This window comes from Acinetobacter sp. YH12227 (genome assembly GCF_013417785.1).
GTDB lineage: Bacteria > Pseudomonadota > Gammaproteobacteria > Pseudomonadales > Moraxellaceae > Acinetobacter > Acinetobacter gandensis.
In genome coordinates, this window is the sequence record NZ_VPDH01000075.1 from 1 (window position 1) to 16,008 (window position 16,008).

Consider the following 16,008-nt stretch of genomic DNA (forward strand, 5'->3'; position numbering starts at 1 on the left):
CTGGACAAAATGACTCCAGATGAGTTTTACTATGACCAGCTACCACAACAAAATAAGGTAGCTTAACTAGAGCAGAATATCACTTATAAATAAGCTTTTAGTTGTTCAAACAAGTGGGACCACCTCTCAAAGAGTTCTCCTTTGCCATCTAACATAAATGCAATTGTAGTGAGTACATCATCCTTTTTGGCAAAGTTATTAATTGGAACTACTTGCTTGGCACATGTCGTTTCAGCTGCTGTACAGTTATAAAGTGAGCCGGGAAGTTGACCAATCGCAACTTCTGCTTTTGCAGCTACTAAGAGGTGATCAGCTTTCACATAAATCTCATTTTCATTAAAACCAATAACACCATCAGCTTTAATATATGAGTCAATGTTTCTTAAGCCGGCATAATAGTTAACTTCTTCGCCTTGTTTACCTGTTGCCCCATCAATAACGATAATTGATGTTGTTTTTGGATTACCTGCACTGTCCTCACCATACCCTTCAGTCGATGCGGCAATGTTGTAACCTAAACCATCTTTTGATACACCTTTAGAATCTGTGTATTTTTTTGAAAATAATGCGACATTTGCGTTTAAGTTATAAATTGGAATACCCAGTCCCCAAGTACCGGTATTTGTGCTCTGTGCCGCGATAGAATTGTCAGAAATAAAGCGTGCTTTACGTGCAATCGCCTGAAAATCCATTCCACGAACAGCAACTAATGCCATATTTGATGCATTTGTAGTCGGCGATGGATTATAAACTTGCTCATAGACCGTCGCACCCAATATATTTTTGATTTGATCATTTATAACAAAGCCTAATGAGTTACTTCGGATGTTATTAATGTAAATTTGACCAAAATCAATATAGGCATTTTGATTGGTAATTGATGCATTTGGATCTGTTGAAGTACGAATATTTAATGGTGTTAAATTTGAAAACTCAATCGCGTAACTTCCTGTACCTGTATGTCCAAGCTCAAAGGTCGTTGGTGCATTACCTGCAAGTAAACTGTTTCCTGCCCGTGTAAAATCAGCAGATACATTTAAATGCAAACCGCCCGTGTTTTTAAATCCATAACCATTGGTCGCAATGGTTTCTTTCTCAAGGGTATTATTATTACTTCGATTTACAGTATTAAACTTTGCTATACCTGTTTGATCTGCATTAAAACTGATTTTTCCGTTGGTTAGCGCGCCTGAAGCGCCCATACGAATTAAATTACGTTGAGTTGAATTTTCTGCACCATAGCGCAAATCAATATTCACCCCAGGATTTGTTGCAGTGTTACCACGAGATGTATGAACATCTGTTTTATCTTCAACTCGACCTAAGTTAACAATGTGATCGCCATCTGCTCCTTTCGTTGTAAGAACAATTCCCTCAACAGGATCGATGTACATATAACCATCGGCAGAAAGATTAAAGTTAAAATCTTTTAAAGTTAAGTTCTGACCATTTTGGCCATAACTAACACTTGCATTTTGTAATTTAAAGTCTAAATGTGCAATAGAATTACGATTAAATAAACCATTGGTTGTGGCCAAATACACTTCTAAAGGACTAATGGTCGACAGTTTAAAACTACCTAAATTTTGGTTTGTTTCCCCCACAGCGCAATTAGGATCACAAATCAGCATAATTTTTGCCGCTGTTGCTGTAAAAGGAGAAATACTGGCTTTTAACTGAATCCCAACACCTTTTGAGCCATTGGCAAGTTGCGTCGTACCAACATCAAAATCCAACTTACTTTTTATATTGGTATTGCCTTGTGCTGACTCAATCTTGAGATCATGCAAACCTAATTTAATTGGGTTCTGGCCAGCTTCAGCAGGATCAATCCAATTTGCCTGTGCTATTTCTACACGTGAAACTTCATGCGTGATGGAAATGCCATCTTGCCCCGTAACATCACTTAATGTCTGATCACTCATTACTTGTAATGCGTATGATTGATTCGCGGCAAAGATACAAAGCGTTAATAAATTAAGTTTTATGATTTTTTTCATTTCAATATCCCTTTGAAATTAACTTAGCAACGGCTTGTAGTCGCACCAGAACAGTTATAACTAAAAATTTTAAGGTTACCGTCCATGTGCAAGTTGCCATGCACATTTACTCCCATAAAACCTTGTTCTTGTCCCTTATCAAATGTGGGTACTGTCTTTCCAGTTGCATAAGTATCATATGTTGTTTTATTGAAATAACCCGTGTCCCCAGACTCAACCGATAAACTTGCAAAGCCAAGATTACGGATTTTAAGCGGCTTATCGTCATAAAACTTAAGTAACATCGCCGTTTGACGATTTCCGTCACGATTGATAATGGTCGTCCCTTCTAAAGAAAATTTATCAATTTGCAACGTACCTTGTAATTGTTTAAATACCAGCCATTTTTGTTGGCCATTATTGTCTTTATGATTATTTGGAGAAATTGCTAAACGACATAACTCTAGTAGTGCGCAATCTTTATCTGCACGCATTTGGTAATAGGCTTCAGTCACAATGGCACGCCCTGTAGTAGGATCGACACCATTCGTTTTAGAAATATTTTTTAAAGATAAATCGTTTGCATATTGATGGTTTAAAGATAAAGTCCAGCTTAAATCCGCACCGCCTTGGCCTACTACATCGACAAGCTCTGTATTATCTAATCCAACTAGGCCCGCATTCGCCGAAAAAGATGCAACCATTAAGAACGGCATTAAGGTTTTTTTTCTCATAGTCGTATCCTATAGGCCTGTTGTTTTAATTTTTAAATGTTGAATCAAGACGCCATCAATAACTGCCGAACCTAAATTCACTGGCGCTGCAGTACCTGAACCCCTAAAAACTACACCTGTCGACTCTAGGGCCGTATTCGCTTTCAAGTAATTAGTTACCGGATCTCTTGTCACACTGCCAATTGAGATACTGCTGTGCGTTGCATTTGTTCCTTGGTAATTCACAATAGAAGAGCCTGTACCCGTAGTCACAATATTGGTGCCACATGATGCGACATTACATGTCGAGCCTTTATATTCTGTATTGGTGCCTTTTTCGACATCTGCATAATAGGTATATATCTGCTTATAAATCTCAGGTACGTTCGGTATACGTGTAACTTCTAGAATAATGTTTTTACCTTCAGAGCCTAAAATAAAAGGCTGGTACATATTTCCCAGTACTAAATTGATGTTAGGGCTATAGAGATACAAACCCTCGTTTGCATCAAAAATTGGAGCAAATGAACGGTCTAATGCAGGCGTCACTGCAGTTCCATCATTTGTGGCTTGCGTACCTATACGTAAGGCTTTTGCATTTAATAAATCTTTATTTGTAGTGGTATTGGCATAAACCAATTTAGAAGGATCGTCATTAGTATTTAATCGTAGTAAGGTTGCCATACCTAAAGTTTTGTTTTGTTGTGCGACATTAGATGCTTGTGTCTGGAACAAACGAACTTGCGAACCATTTAAACTCAAACCATTAGCGACAAGCTGCAAACGAATACGTTGATCTTTAAGTAAATCTGTATCATTGGCAGCATTTGCTGTGACCGGTGCACCTGTTATTGGGTCAACTTTATTACTTGAGTTCCAACTACGAGAAAATGCATCTAACCATAGCCCTAGCTTAATATTATTATCTACTTCACTTGCATCAACGCGTGCAAGGGGTGCTTCAATGCCTAAGTAACTAATATCGCTATTGGCATTCGAAGCTTGAAACTGTTTAATTGAATTGGCAGTACCCGCACGGAATAGCCAAGGGTTTGCCTCGCTACCCCAAGTAAAGCCTTTGTTGCTAAAACGACTATTAATATTTGCATCGGACTCAGATAATGCTAAGCCGTATATAAAAATGTCTGCCTTGGTTCTTTTCTTGGTCAAATCTTCAGTTGAAGTTGCATACTTAGTATAGTCTTCACCAACAGGGATAATACGTATAAAGCCAGTATCATATTTGGATGGATCAACTAAGCCTGCTTTATTGTAACTAGACGATGCAGAAACATCATTTGGCCCCTGAAAGACCATTTTGAAATTTTCAGGTAAAAGAGCAATACCCTCGCCCGTGGTTTCGGCAAGTGACGCATCAGATAAGTTTTCAAGAGCAAAGATAGATTGAACAGCAAACATGCTGACAGCAGCAGCTAAACAGCTCTGGCGGAAAAGCTTAGCATGGTTAAATTGAGTCATCGCGACCTTCCTTTTATCAGATGCTCGGCATCTCTCTTATATTTATTCCTTAGAACTGGCTTTAATTTTTGGTTCCATTTATTCCTTAAACGGATGTATGTGATATACCAGTCACTTAACTTTTTATTATGCTGAATAATTACTCAATTGCAAAAAAATCCCGCCTGAACGGTTCAATTTCCGATGAATGACCCACATAAAAAAAGCGAGCCAATGAAGCTCGCTTTTTTCAACATAAAATCAAAATTTATGCTTTCGGCAATGTTACGCCTGTTTGACCTTGGTACTTACCACCACGGTCTTTATACGATGTTTCACATACTTCATCAGATTCAAAAAATAGCATCTGAGCCACACCTTCACCCGCATAAATACGCGCAGGCAAGTTGGTTGTATTTGAGAATTCGAGGGTCACGTGACCTTCCCACTCAGGCTCAAGAGGCGTTACGTTTACAATGATACCGCAACGTGCGTAAGTCGATTTACCCAAACATACTGTTAAAACATTACGTGGAATACGGAAGTATTCAACTGTGCGCGCTAAAGCAAAGGAGTTCGGTGGAATGATACAAACGTCAGATTCAATATCAATAAAACTTTTATCATCAAAGTTTTTAGGATCAACAATCGCTGAATGAACATTGGTGAATACTTTAAACTCACGTGCACAACGAACATCATAACCATAGCTCGATACGCCATATGAAATAAGCTTTTCGCCATTTTCATCATAACGGACTTGGTTTTCTGCATACGGTTCAATCATGCCGTGTTTTTCGCTCATTTCGCGAATCCAACGATCAGACTTAATAGCCATTTATTTCAATCCAAAAACTTAAATCAATTATTGCGTGGTACTTTAACTGAAATCACAGTTAATGAAAATAAGCTTTGCCGAACTAAGCGGATTTAGTCATTTTCAAATCAATTTAGAGTTTTAAAATCGCAGAATAACTCAGTGGTATCGAAAAACTAACCAAGACTAGCGATGCTGTTCGTTGTAAATTGGCTTGATTGAGCCAACTAATTTTATTCGATGCCAAAACGGAACCAAGGAAGGTCCAAAAAAATGCAATAGGAACGATCAACAACAAAAAGATCAGCATGTGAGCTACATAATACTGCGCATTTTGCCAAGCCAATGCAGGAAAAATCGCAGATGCAAATAATAGTGCTTTAGGATTTAATAACGTCGCAACAAAGAGTTCGCGTGCACGAATGCCCTTTTGATTAAAATTTTCAGCAACAGTTGCTGTACGCCATAATCGCATAGCCAAAAATAGAATATAGCCAGCACTAAACAGTTTTAAAATGGTCGGCAGTAAAGGCAGATGTACGGAAATTTTACCAATGAGAAAACCCCATAGGCTAATCGAAATAAGATAACCAAAGGCTTCCGCTGGAATGAGTCGGAATGATTTACGTAGCCCAACTTGAATACCCGAAGATACGAGTAAGGTATTGGTTGGTCCTGGCGTTAACAAAATACTGATAACTAGACCAATAAAAAACCATGAAATCATACTTTGACCTCAAACTTAATCCGCGAAGATTAATTCAGTTGTTTCGTATTAGCAAAATAAAAAATAGAAATGCTTATAAAAAACTCCTTATTTAATTATAAATTCAGTAACTTAAATAGAAAAACAAAACCTTAGCTGAACAGTCATTCAGAGCACCTTACAATTCAAAGAAATATCTTGAACTTATATTTATAAAAGAAATTTCACATGATTCCATGTATACCCTACAGTTTTTACACGTAACAAAATATTATTAAAATAAACGATATAGCTCCATGCCATTCTTACGCATAACCATTATTTATTGGAGACTAAAAAATCAAAAAAAAATACTTTTCAAAAATAATTGATTAAGTTATGTTCAATTGAGTAGTGGAAATTAAAATTAAAACTCATCAAATCAATATTCAAAATTTATGTGTAAAAGGACGTTTCTATGAACCAATGGACAAAACTCACGTTACTCTCGGTTACTTTGGCGTGTATTACTGCTTGCTCAAATGATCAATCTACTTCAAAAAATACCACGGAAGGAAAAAGCGCAGAAACTGCTACATCTGACAAACTTCAAACCAAGTTCGTAACCATTGCAACTGGCGGAGCATCAGGACCTTACAATGTGATTGGGACGAGTCTTGCAGAAATTTATAACAAAACTTTTGGTGTAAATTCTAAGACTCAGACTACAGGTGCATCAGTCGAAAACTTAAACCTTCTCAAACAGAATAAAGTTGAAATGGCATTTGTTATGAGTGACAGCTTAACAGAAGCACTGAACGGAGCAGGAAGTTTCGCAAATGGTAAAGTTGAGAATGTCAGCCAAGTCGCAGCGCTTTATCCAAACTACGTACAAATCGTAACCTCTAAAAAATCAGGGATCAAAAATATCGAAGATTTGAAAGGTAAACGTATCGCTGTGGGTGCACAAAATTCAGGTGTAGAAGTAAATGCACGCACACTGTTGAATGGTTTTGGAATCACCTATAAAGATATTAAAGTTGATTATTTAGGCTATGCTGAAGCCGCTGATGCTTTAAAAGGTGGCAAGCTTGATGCAGCATTCCTGACTAGTGGCATTCCAAATTCATCACTCATGGAACTTCAACAAAGCTTTGATCTACAGTTAGTTTCAATCAATGCAGATAAAGTCAAAGAAATAGCTAAAGATCAAAGTTATTTCTTACCGATGATTATTCCAAAAGGCACATATGGCAATACTGCGGACATTCAAACTGCCGCAATTAAAAATGCATTAGTTGTTCGCACAGATATATCGGATGATGATGTCTACAAACTAACAAAAACTTTCTTTGACAGTTTGCCTCAATTGGCAACTTCACACCAAGCAGCAACAGAAATCACGCTTGAAGGTGCTCAACAAGGCCTTGTAGCGCCTCTACATCCAGGCGCGAAACGCTACTATGATGAAGTGGCTAAAAAATAATAAGCTTCAAAAAAATGCAGTTTATACTGCATTTTTTATATTGTTCTTCTTAATCTATGCTAGCTATCCAACACTGTATACGCAGGTTAGAGTTGAAACTGATATATGCAAAATTTCAACTGATCAATTTGATTTACAGTGGAAGCATTCAGTAGAAAAGACGGCTTGGTCTGAACAATATCAGCGTCAAAAGAATAAGTTTTTACTGCGCCACACCGATTTGATTTCATTTGGTGCAGGTACACCCTCAAATTATCCCATTGAGTTTCAAAAAAATGGTGTGATTAGAATGCGGGTCAATCAAAATATAGATGAAATCAACTGGGTGATTTCTAGAAATATGCAAGGCACGATCCTCGCTGACCAAAAAATTTGGTCTATTTTTCAAAGTTACCCAGACTATAGTTTGGTCAACATCTCGGTTCAATATCAACCCAAATGGAAGTCTTGGTGGATTGGAGAATGCCTATGAATTCCAAAGAAGATAAAGTTGTATTAGAACAACTCGATGAGAAACAACAACAAGCCATATTAGAAAAATTTGATCGGGAATCTGTTACTCGAATCAATATGAGCAAATCTGTTACCTACTTTGTTGCATTTGTAGCGATCTTTTATTCATTATTTCATTTATTTATTACGTTTAATCCTTTACCTGAGTTAATACAGCGTGCAGCCCATGTCGCTATTGGCCTAGCACTCATTTTCTTACTCTATCCAGCTCGTCAAGCAAGCTCCCGGCAGCATATTTCACTTCTCGATTGGTTCTTGGCTTTGCTTTCCATCTTCAGTTTTTTATATTTATGGAAAGAATATCAATCTATTATGACCACTCGAGGTGGTATTCCAAATACCTTAGATATCGCGTTTGCAATTATGAGTGTGGTATTAGTCATAGAAGCAACTCGCCGGGTCATGGGGTGGATGCTGCCCATTTTAAGTTTAATTTTCCTGACCTATACATTTATCAGTCACTTTGATTGGTTGCCAGATCGATTAATTACTCGCCCTTATACCATCAGCGACATTTTCGGACATATGTATTTAAAAACCGAAGGCTTATATTCTTCGGCAATTGGTGCATCCGTCACTTTTATTTTCTTATTTATCCTTTTTGGTGCTTTTCTTGCAAAATCAGGTATGGGGAAATTGTTCAATGATCTTGCCATGGCATTGGCGGGTCATAAACAAGGTGGTCCTGCCAAAGTTGCTGTAATTTCAAGTGGATTTATGGGCAGTATTAATGGAACTGCTGTTGCCAATGTTGTTGGCACAGGCTCATTTACCATTCCATTGATGAAAAAAATTGGTTATCACAAGAATTTTGCTGGTGCCGTTGAAGCCAGTGCATCCGTCGGTGGACAAATTTTGCCGCCAGTCATGGGTGCGAGTGCCTTCATTATGGCCGAAACAACTGGCGTGAGTTATGGCACGATTGCACTAGCCGCATTATTACCTGCCTTATTGTATTACCTTGGCGTCATGGCTCAAGTTCATTTCCGTGCGGGTAAAGATGATCTGAAAGGCGTACCTAAAGCTGATTTACCTAAAGTAAAAGAAGTTCTAAAAGAGCGTGGACATTTACTTATTCCAATTTTGGCACTGGTCTTTTTCTTATTTCAAAATATTCCTGTGAGCTATGCTGCTGTCTACACCATCGTCCTGACCATCTTTGTAGCAGCTTTAAGAAAATCAACACGAATGGGTGTAAAAGATATTTTAGATGCGCTCGTTGATGGAGCCAAACAATCATTATCTGTGATGGCTGCTTGTGCTGTCGTTGGTATTATTATCGGTGTAGTAAGTCTGACAAGTTTTGGTTCAGTAATGACTTCTTCAATTATGAGTTTAGGTGCAGGTAGTCTCTTTCTCACTTTATTTTTAACCATGATTGCATCGATGATTTTAGGCATGGGGCTTCCATCTATTCCGGCCTATATCATTACTGCCACCATGGCAGCACCAGCACTCGCAAACTTTGATATCCCTGTATTAGTCGCGCATATGTTTGTGTTCTATTTTGGTTTATTTGCAAACATCACCCCACCAGTTGCCCTTGCCGCCTTTGCGGGCGCAGGAATTGCAGGCGGTGATCCAATGCGCACTGGGTTTCAGGCCTTAAAACTATCTCTTGCTGGTTTTATTGTTCCATTTTTATTCGTTTATAACCCTGCCATGCTGATGATTGATACCACCAATGTTGCAGTCAATGCTCGAGAATTTGCCTTTCCTGCATGGACAACTATAGTGAGTATTACTGTCACTTCAGTGATAGGAATTCTCGCTTTAGGCTCCGCAGTTGAAGGTTATTTCAAGACTTATCTCAACTGGTTCTGGCGTATTTTTTTAGGTGTGGGTGCGCTGTGTATGATTATTCCAGAAACCATTACAGATATTGTAGGCATTATCATGGTCATCATCGCAATTACGGTGAATATTATCACTGCTAAACGTAAAGCAAACCCGTCTCTTTCCTCCTAAAAAACCAATTAAAAAGCCCGGTAATTACCGGGCTTTTTAATTTCTTAGACTAAGGCGTACCCTCATTTGATGGGTGGGTTTTAATGACTTCAAATAATATTTAAAATTATTTGTTCCTCTATATTTTTTCAATGCTAAGCCCCTTGTAACAGAGGACATTTGGCAAAAAATCTAAGACACAATGCGTTTGTACAGTTACTGCCGTTCAAAGAATTGATCCTAGCCAAAATAATAGAAATATCGTGAAAGCTATTTTGTAAAAACTAAGTACAAACGCGACATCCTTTGATATGCCTCAAGAATTTTATCCTTGGCATACGGCTTATAATCGCAGGAAAAATAAGAAATTGTGCAAATCGTTTTTTAGATGTGTAATTCATAGACATCGTTGAATGTCTAAAGTTCAGTACTCATAATTTTCAAACACTCCCAATACCACGTTATAAAAAATCTGGCACGAGGCCAGATTTTAATACGATCAACTTAAATTTCAGTTCACCCTTAGAAAATACGGTTTTTATCTTTTTCAGCCTGAGGTAATGCATCTGCAACTTTTTGTGCAATCGCCATGTAGCTTTCAGCAGCAGCATCACCTGCTATCACAGATGGTTTCCCTGCATCGGCATTTTCACGAATTTGTACATTCAGCGGTAAACGACCTAAGAGCGGAATGTCGTATTGGGCTGAAAGTTGGTCGCCACCACCTGTACCAAAGATTTGCTCTTCATGCCCACAGTTCGAACAAATATGGGTCGACATATTTTCAACCACACCCATCACTGGGATGTGTACACGGTTAAACAACTCAATGCCTTTGGTCGCATCCATTAATGCAACGTTCTGTGGTGTCGTCACAATCACAGCACCTGTCACTGGTATACGCTGTGCAAGCGTCAACTGAATATCACCTGTGCCTGGCGGCATATCAATGACCAATACATCCAGATCAGGCCACAACGTTTGGTTAAAGAGCTGCATTAACGCCCCTGTCGCTTTCGGCCCACGCCAAGCCACTGGCGTATTGTTATCCCCAGTTAAGTGACCAATTGAAAGCACAGCCATACCATATGCTTCAATAGGAACAAATTGCTCAGCTTCAATCATCGGCGTGCGGCCTGCATTGCCGAGCATCGTTGGAATACTTGGACCATAGATGTCTGCATCTAATACCCCAACCTTTAAACCCAGCTGTTGTAATGCGAGCGCCAAATTCACAGTGGTGGTCGATTTACCCACACCACCTTTACCAGATGACACCAAAATGACATTTTTAATGCGTGGATGTTTCGGTACATCACGCTGTTGTGGAGCCGCTTTTTGAATCGGTGGATTATTCGGATCAACTTCGGCAGGTGCTTCAGGTGTTTTCGCAGACGCATCCACAACTGGAGGTAACTGACTTTTTGCAGCTGAACTTTCAGCTTTTTCTTGGCTAGAACAAATTTCGCCTTCTGCATGATGATGACCACAACCACCTTCAGATTTATGCCCTGTTTTTTGTTGAATCACATGCATATTCAGCTCGTTAATGCCGCATTTTTCCAACGCATCTGCCAAATCATCATGGATTTTTTGTAGATCATCCGCCTCGGAAGGCATTGTATTTATGGTGATTTGAAGTATCTGCCCTTGCACATTGACCTGTGTAATACGATCCTTCAATGCATTGCTAGAATTCGGCAAGATATAATTTTGTAAAACCTGTTGGATTTCCTCCTCTTTCACCTCTTGTGACGGTGAAAACACAGATTTTAGGGAAGAAAGCCACGACATTGCTTTGTCTCCAAACAGGAACATCAGAAAAATAATATTGATAGTTTACCTGTTCGCGGGAGCGAGAGTAAGAGGGAGATGAATGACTTATCCCTATAAGCTTATAAAGTTGAGTAATTTAGTCAACTTTTCAGCAAGTTTCTAAAAATGCGCAATATATAACTGATCCTTGAAGAGATTCACGCCATTCAATCTAGCGTATTAAATCCTAAACTGTTTACATTTCAACCCTACATTTCCCAAATGAATTCAGCTTATATTTCAGCATATTCAAAAGATAATAATCCATTTGATGTGAAAATCATCATGTGGTGCTTCATTTTATAAGTTTAAGCTGGGGGAAGAAGATGTTTAAAAAAACTTTATTAGTCTTGATGTTCTTTGCCACAACATTACAGGCCGCAGTATCGACCGAAGCTATTCAAACACCAGATCGTCAAACTGTAGCAATTGGCGATCGACTTGAGGATATGCGTACACGCATGCAGGCATCACCAATCAAGATGGAATCTCATCCTCTCCAAATTAAAGGTCAGCCGACGACATTAGCAGTGGATTACACGTATGAAATTGCCAATATGCGATATGTGATTACCATAGTAAATGATCACGTGCATGAAATTAAAACTGAGAACCTCGATGGTCTCCGTCAATAATCATTTGAGATACACGTTTTACAAGTAAAAAAACCGTTCCAATGGAACGGTTTTTTTAAGGTTGATCAAAGTAATTTTTAGTTACGAATTAAGCCTGATCATCTTTTTTAAACTTATTAAAGGTATCAGTGGCTTTCTTTTTCAGTTCATCAAATTTTTCACTTGCTTGCACTTTAAGTTCGTCAAATTTCTCTACTGCGTCATGTTTAAGTTCTGCCGCTTTGACTTTGGCTTCATCTAATTTGTGACTGGCTTCAGTTTTGAGATGCTCAAATTTATCTTTAGCCTCATTACTTTGTTCAGCATGTTCATGCTTAGCATCATTTAAAGCTCTTTCTCCTTCGAGTTTTAACTCTTCAGCTTTATGCTTTGCACCATCGAGGGCTTTTTCACCTTCAAGCTGAGCTTCTTTGGCTTTGAGCTTTAGATCATCACCCAACTCTGACGCTTTATCTTTCAATTGATCAATTTTATTTTCAGTTGTCATCGTTCTCGCCTCTTCTCTGTTATTGTCTAACAATAGTTATAACGTGCTTTGACGGGATGACCTTAAAAATATGCATTTAGAAACAATTGAGCTACATGACGTTGCATTTACGCTTTTTGGCATAAGGTTAGGAGTTAAAATTGATCCGAGTTTAAATGTATTAAATCATTGAAAAATATAAAGGCTACTTTTATTGTATTGATATTCATCAATATAAATTAAGCAAAACGCATAACGGTAAAGCCCCTAATGATGCACTTTACCGCTGCATAAAAAGATTATTTGCTGACTGTGCTCATAAAACTGACCGCTGCAAATAACCAAATAAAGAGTACAAAGCTACGACCTTGATTGAAATGGGTAAGCTCTGTTCCATGTAAAATATTATGGCGCGTCATCGCAACTGTTGAACTGCTATCCATTTGATAAGCAGCCAATTCAGCAAAATAATGATTCAGTTCATTGGCAATTTTTGCTTTATGCCAAAGACTCTTAATTTCACTGCCTTTTAGACCGGGTACGATTTTATATACATCGACAAACTTGGTACCGCTCTGCTTTAAAAAGCCCGTTTGAATCAGTACATCCGTTAAAATGCCTTCTAACTGTGCATACAAGACAGGGATACAACCGGCATGGAAATTCAGCTTATACAGTTTAAAAGCTTCAAGTAGAACCAAACGACGTTGCGCTTTATTTTCACCAATCTCTAAGGCATCAAAGGCTTTCAACATTTCTGTCTGAAAAAACTCGGTGTTAATCGCATCGAGTAAATGGAACTGTTTTTGATCTTCATGTTGATGCAGCAATTGCCAAAAGTACAACAAGTTTAAGGCGTCATTTGCCACTTTCATTTCTACAGGTTTATCAAGCTCATCGGCCAATACATCGAAGTAAGGTTCAGTTGTAGCCAAATCACGTAAAGTCTGAATCAGTAATGCATGTTCATCTGCCGAAATCTGCTCAAGGTATTGTTGTGCTTCTTTGACAATGTGCTGACCGAGTTGTTTATTACGCTGTTGATTTTGCGGAATACGGGTCACAGGCTGGTCGTCATCATAATCGTCATCGTACATGGGCTTGTCACTCTTAAAGGCATCACAGATATGCCGTATTATCACTGTAATTAGCGCTGCAATATAGAAATATTTAGTTTTCAGAAGATTTCACTGATTCCCTTGTGCAAGTACTGGCTATCTCATGTAAAATTACAGCCCATTGCATACATACGAATGAGAGAGTTATATCCGTGCGTAATATTTTAGTCACTAACGCCCTACCATACGCCAATGGCCCGATCCATATGGGTCACTTACTTGGTTACATCCAGGCTGATATCTGGGTTCGTGCTATGCGTGCAATGGGTCATAACGTGACTTATGTATGTGCGGATGATGCTCACGGCACAGCGATTATGCTGCGCGCTGAAGCCAACGGCATTTCACCTGAACAGCAAATTGCCAATGTTCAAAAAGAACATGAGCGTGATTTTGCTGGCTTTAAAGTGGACTTTGACCACTACGACTCAACGAATAGTGCTGAAAACCAAGCACGTGCTTCAGAGATCTATCTGAAAAACCGTGATGGCGGCAATATTGCAGTACGTCCTGTAACACAGCTGTTCGACCCTGAAAAAGGCATGTTCCTGTCTGACCGTTTCATTAAAGGCACATGTCCGAAATGTAAAGCGGAAGACCAGTACGGCGACTCTTGCGAAGTATGCGGTACAACTTATAACGCCACTGAACTGCTGAACCCTAAATCGACATTGAGCGGTGCTGCACCTGTTGAAAAATCTTCAGATCACTACTTCTTCAAATTGCCTAACTTTGGTGAATACTTACAAAAATGGACACGTGACGAAGGTCGTTTGCCTGTGTCGATTGCCAACAAGTTAGATGAATGGTTTGAAGCAGGCTTGTCAGATTGGGATATTTCTCGTGACGCACCTTACTTCGGTTTTGAAATTCCTGATGCGCCAAACAAATACTTCTACGTTTGGGTAGATGCGCCAATTGGCTATATGTCTAGCTTTGAAAATTACATCAAAACCAAACGTCCTGATTTAAGCTTTGACGATTACTGGAAAAAAGATTCTAAAAATGAGGTGTATCACTTCATTGGTAAAGACATCGTTTACTTCCACGCATTGTTCTGGCCTGCAATGCTTGAAGGTGCAAACTACCGCACCCCAACAAGCTTATTCGTAAATGGTTTCTTGACTGTAAATGGTCAAAAAATGTCTAAATCTCGCGGTACGTTCATTAAAGCGGAAACATATTTAGAGCATTTAAACCCTGAATATTTACGTTATTACTTCGCGTCTAAACTTTCTGACAAAGTTGAAGATTCTGACTTGAACCTTGATGATTTCGTTCAGAAAGTAAACTCCGACCTTGTTGGTAAAGTCGTGAACATCGCAAGTCGTTGTGCGAAATTCATTAACACCAAGTTTGATAACAAACTTTCTGCAACATGTGCAGAGCCTGAATTGGTGCAAAGCTTTATTGATGCAGGTGCATCTATCGCTGCGCAATATGAAGCGCGTGAATTCTCTGCTGCAATTCGTGAAATCATGGCACTTGCAGACAAAGCCAACCAATACATCGATGAGAAAAAGCCTTGGGCGCTTGCGAAAATTGAAGGCGAAGAACAACAAGTTCATGACGTATGTTCTGTCGGCATTAACTTGTTCCGTCAATTGGCCGTTTACCTTGCGCCTGTACTTCCAACATTGGCAGATCAAGTTCAAGCATTCTTACAGTTAGATGCGTTTGACTTTGCTTCTCGTGAAATGATTCTTGTGGGTCATGAAATTGCATTGTTCCAACCACTCATGCAACGTGTTGACCCGAAAGCTGTGGCTGCAATGGTCGATGCATCTAAAGATTCTTTAGCTGCGCCTACTGAAGCACCTAAAGCTGAGAAGAAAAAAGAGAAGAAGACTGAGAAAAAGCCGGAACCTAAAGTCGGTGAAGCTGAAATTATTGGCATCGAAGACTTTATGAAAGTTGACCTTCGTGTCGCTGAAGTTTTAGAGGCTGCTCACGTTGAAGGTTCGGACAAGCTTCTTCAATTGACTTTAAATGTAGGCGAAGCTGAGCCACGTAATGTGTTTAGTGGTATTCGTGAGTTTTACCAACCAGAAGACTTAAAAGGCAAATTGGTGGTGATGGTTGCTAACCTTGCTCCACGTAAGATGCGTTTTGGTATTTCAAACGGTATGGTTTTAGCTGCGGGTAATGGCGAAGGTGTTTGGGTGATTTCACCTGAAACTGGTGCTAAACCGGGTGATAAAGTGTCTTAATTGTTAGATTAAGATGAAAGAAAGCCTCTACGAATGTAGGTAATGCCAGTCAGTTAAGCAAAAAAAGTTAAAATGCTGTAAAAAGAGCGTATGTAAATACGCTCTTTTTTTATGAATTTATCTCAGAATCTAGATTTAACATTAAAACAAACCCTACCTTCACTTT

At 38.9% G+C, this 16,008-nt stretch carries 12 protein-coding genes and 1 pseudogene; 5 read left to right on the forward strand and 8 right to left on the reverse strand.

Going from position 1 to position 16,008, the window contains the following annotated elements:
• Nucleotides 1-128 precede the first annotated feature (128 nt).
• From FTV09_RS14330 to FTV09_RS14350, 5 genes and pseudogenes are all read right to left on the reverse strand, one after another.
• A pseudogene (locus FTV09_RS14330) lies at nucleotides 129-2,000 on the reverse strand (DUF6160 family protein); the annotation flags it as partial.
• 23 nt (nucleotides 2,001-2,023) lie between these two features.
• Nucleotides 2,024-2,713, reverse strand: a complete 690-nt coding sequence (locus tag FTV09_RS14335) for a hypothetical protein (protein ID WP_180058708.1) — start codon at nucleotides 2,711-2,713, stop codon at nucleotides 2,024-2,026.
• Between the two features lie 9 nt (nucleotides 2,714-2,722).
• Nucleotides 2,723-4,171, reverse strand: a complete 1,449-nt coding sequence (locus FTV09_RS14340; protein ID WP_180058709.1) for a hypothetical protein — start codon at nucleotides 4,169-4,171, stop codon at nucleotides 2,723-2,725.
• Nucleotides 4,172-4,418: 247 nt separating this feature from the next.
• Nucleotides 4,419-4,988, reverse strand: coding sequence for a dCTP deaminase (gene dcd / locus FTV09_RS14345; RefSeq protein WP_005008040.1), 570 nt, complete (start codon nucleotides 4,986-4,988; stop codon nucleotides 4,419-4,421).
• 112 nt (nucleotides 4,989-5,100) lie between these two features.
• Nucleotides 5,101-5,694: a LysE family translocator gene (locus tag FTV09_RS14350; protein ID WP_180058710.1), complete on the reverse strand. Its 594-nt coding sequence runs from the start codon at nucleotides 5,692-5,694 to the stop codon at nucleotides 5,101-5,103.
• A gap of 436 nt (nucleotides 5,695-6,130) precedes the next feature.
• Here FTV09_RS14350 and FTV09_RS14355 point away from each other — a divergent pair, with 436 nt between their 5' ends.
• The 3 genes from FTV09_RS14355 to FTV09_RS14365 are packed head-to-tail and all read left to right on the forward strand — an operon-like array spanning nucleotide 6,131 to nucleotide 9,619.
• A complete protein-coding gene (locus tag FTV09_RS14355) occupies nucleotides 6,131-7,138 on the forward strand; it encodes a TAXI family TRAP transporter solute-binding subunit (RefSeq protein ID WP_067764588.1) in 1,008 nt (335 codons plus the stop codon).
• Nucleotides 7,116-7,610 carry a DUF1850 domain-containing protein gene (locus tag FTV09_RS14360; protein ID WP_227591861.1) on the forward strand — a complete coding sequence of 165 codons (495 nt, stop codon included), beginning with the start codon at nucleotides 7,116-7,118 and terminating at the stop codon, nucleotides 7,608-7,610. Before FTV09_RS14355 ends, FTV09_RS14360 begins: the two co-directional genes overlap by 23 nt.
• Nucleotides 7,607-9,619: a TRAP transporter permease gene (locus FTV09_RS14365; RefSeq protein WP_067764590.1), complete on the forward strand. Its 2,013-nt coding sequence runs from the start codon at nucleotides 7,607-7,609 to the stop codon at nucleotides 9,617-9,619. Before FTV09_RS14360 ends, FTV09_RS14365 begins: the two co-directional genes overlap by 4 nt.
• 501 nt (nucleotides 9,620-10,120) lie before the next feature.
• Here the strand turns inward: FTV09_RS14365 and apbC are convergent.
• Nucleotides 10,121-11,392: an iron-sulfur cluster carrier protein ApbC gene (gene apbC, locus FTV09_RS14370; RefSeq protein ID WP_180058711.1), complete on the reverse strand. Its 1,272-nt coding sequence runs from the start codon at nucleotides 11,390-11,392 to the stop codon at nucleotides 10,121-10,123.
• A gap of 347 nt (nucleotides 11,393-11,739) precedes the next feature.
• Between apbC and FTV09_RS14375 the strand changes: the two genes are divergently transcribed.
• Nucleotides 11,740-12,048, forward strand: a complete 309-nt coding sequence (locus FTV09_RS14375) for a hypothetical protein (RefSeq protein ID WP_067764596.1) — start codon at nucleotides 11,740-11,742, stop codon at nucleotides 12,046-12,048.
• An 88-nt stretch (nucleotides 12,049-12,136) separates the two neighbouring features.
• On the opposite strand, the gene FTV09_RS14380 is transcribed toward FTV09_RS14375, so the two are convergent.
• Together FTV09_RS14380 and FTV09_RS14385 are read right to left on the reverse strand one after the other, a co-directional pair.
• A complete protein-coding gene (locus FTV09_RS14380) occupies nucleotides 12,137-12,535 on the reverse strand; it encodes a hypothetical protein (protein ID WP_067764599.1) in 399 nt (132 codons plus the stop codon).
• Nucleotides 12,536-12,813: 278 nt separating this feature from the next.
• Nucleotides 12,814-13,611 carry a hypothetical protein gene (locus FTV09_RS14385; RefSeq protein WP_180058712.1) on the reverse strand — a complete coding sequence of 266 codons (798 nt, stop codon included), beginning with the start codon at nucleotides 13,609-13,611 and terminating at the stop codon, nucleotides 12,814-12,816.
• 173 nt (nucleotides 13,612-13,784) lie between these two features.
• On the opposite strand from FTV09_RS14385, the gene metG reads away from it, so the two are divergent.
• Complete coding sequence (gene metG / locus FTV09_RS14390; RefSeq protein WP_180058713.1) at nucleotides 13,785-15,842, forward strand: methionine--tRNA ligase; 2,058 nt, start codon at nucleotides 13,785-13,787, stop codon at nucleotides 15,840-15,842.
• Nucleotides 15,843-16,008 lie beyond the last annotated feature (166 nt).

Bases quoted from the DNA above. Each gene is read 5' to 3' on its own strand.
- FTV09_RS14335 (WP_180058708.1), bottom strand. From the start codon at position 2,713: ATGAGAAAAAAAACCTTAATGCCGTTCTTAATGGTTGCATCTTTTTCG.
- FTV09_RS14340 (WP_180058709.1), bottom strand. From the start codon at position 4,171: ATGACTCAATTTAACCATGCTAAGCTTTTCCGCCAGAGCTGTTTAGCT.
- dcd (WP_005008040.1), bottom strand. From the start codon at position 4,988: ATGGCTATTAAGTCTGATCGTTGGATTCGCGAAATGAGCGAAAAACAC.
- FTV09_RS14350 (WP_180058710.1), bottom strand. From the start codon at position 5,694: ATGATTTCATGGTTTTTTATTGGTCTAGTTATCAGTATTTTGTTAACG.
- FTV09_RS14355 (WP_067764588.1), top strand. From the start codon at position 6,131: ATGAACCAATGGACAAAACTCACGTTACTCTCGGTTACTTTGGCGTGT.
- FTV09_RS14360 (WP_227591861.1), top strand. From the start codon at position 7,116: ATGATGAAGTGGCTAAAAAATAATAAGCTTCAAAAAAATGCAGTTTAT.
- FTV09_RS14365 (WP_067764590.1), top strand. From the start codon at position 7,607: ATGAATTCCAAAGAAGATAAAGTTGTATTAGAACAACTCGATGAGAAA.
- apbC (WP_180058711.1), bottom strand. From the start codon at position 11,392: ATGTCGTGGCTTTCTTCCCTAAAATCTGTGTTTTCACCGTCACAAGAG.
- FTV09_RS14375 (WP_067764596.1), top strand. From the start codon at position 11,740: ATGTTTAAAAAAACTTTATTAGTCTTGATGTTCTTTGCCACAACATTA.
- FTV09_RS14380 (WP_067764599.1), bottom strand. From the start codon at position 12,535: ATGACAACTGAAAATAAAATTGATCAATTGAAAGATAAAGCGTCAGAG.
- FTV09_RS14385 (WP_180058712.1), bottom strand. From the start codon at position 13,611: ATGTACGATGACGATTATGATGACGACCAGCCTGTGACCCGTATTCCG.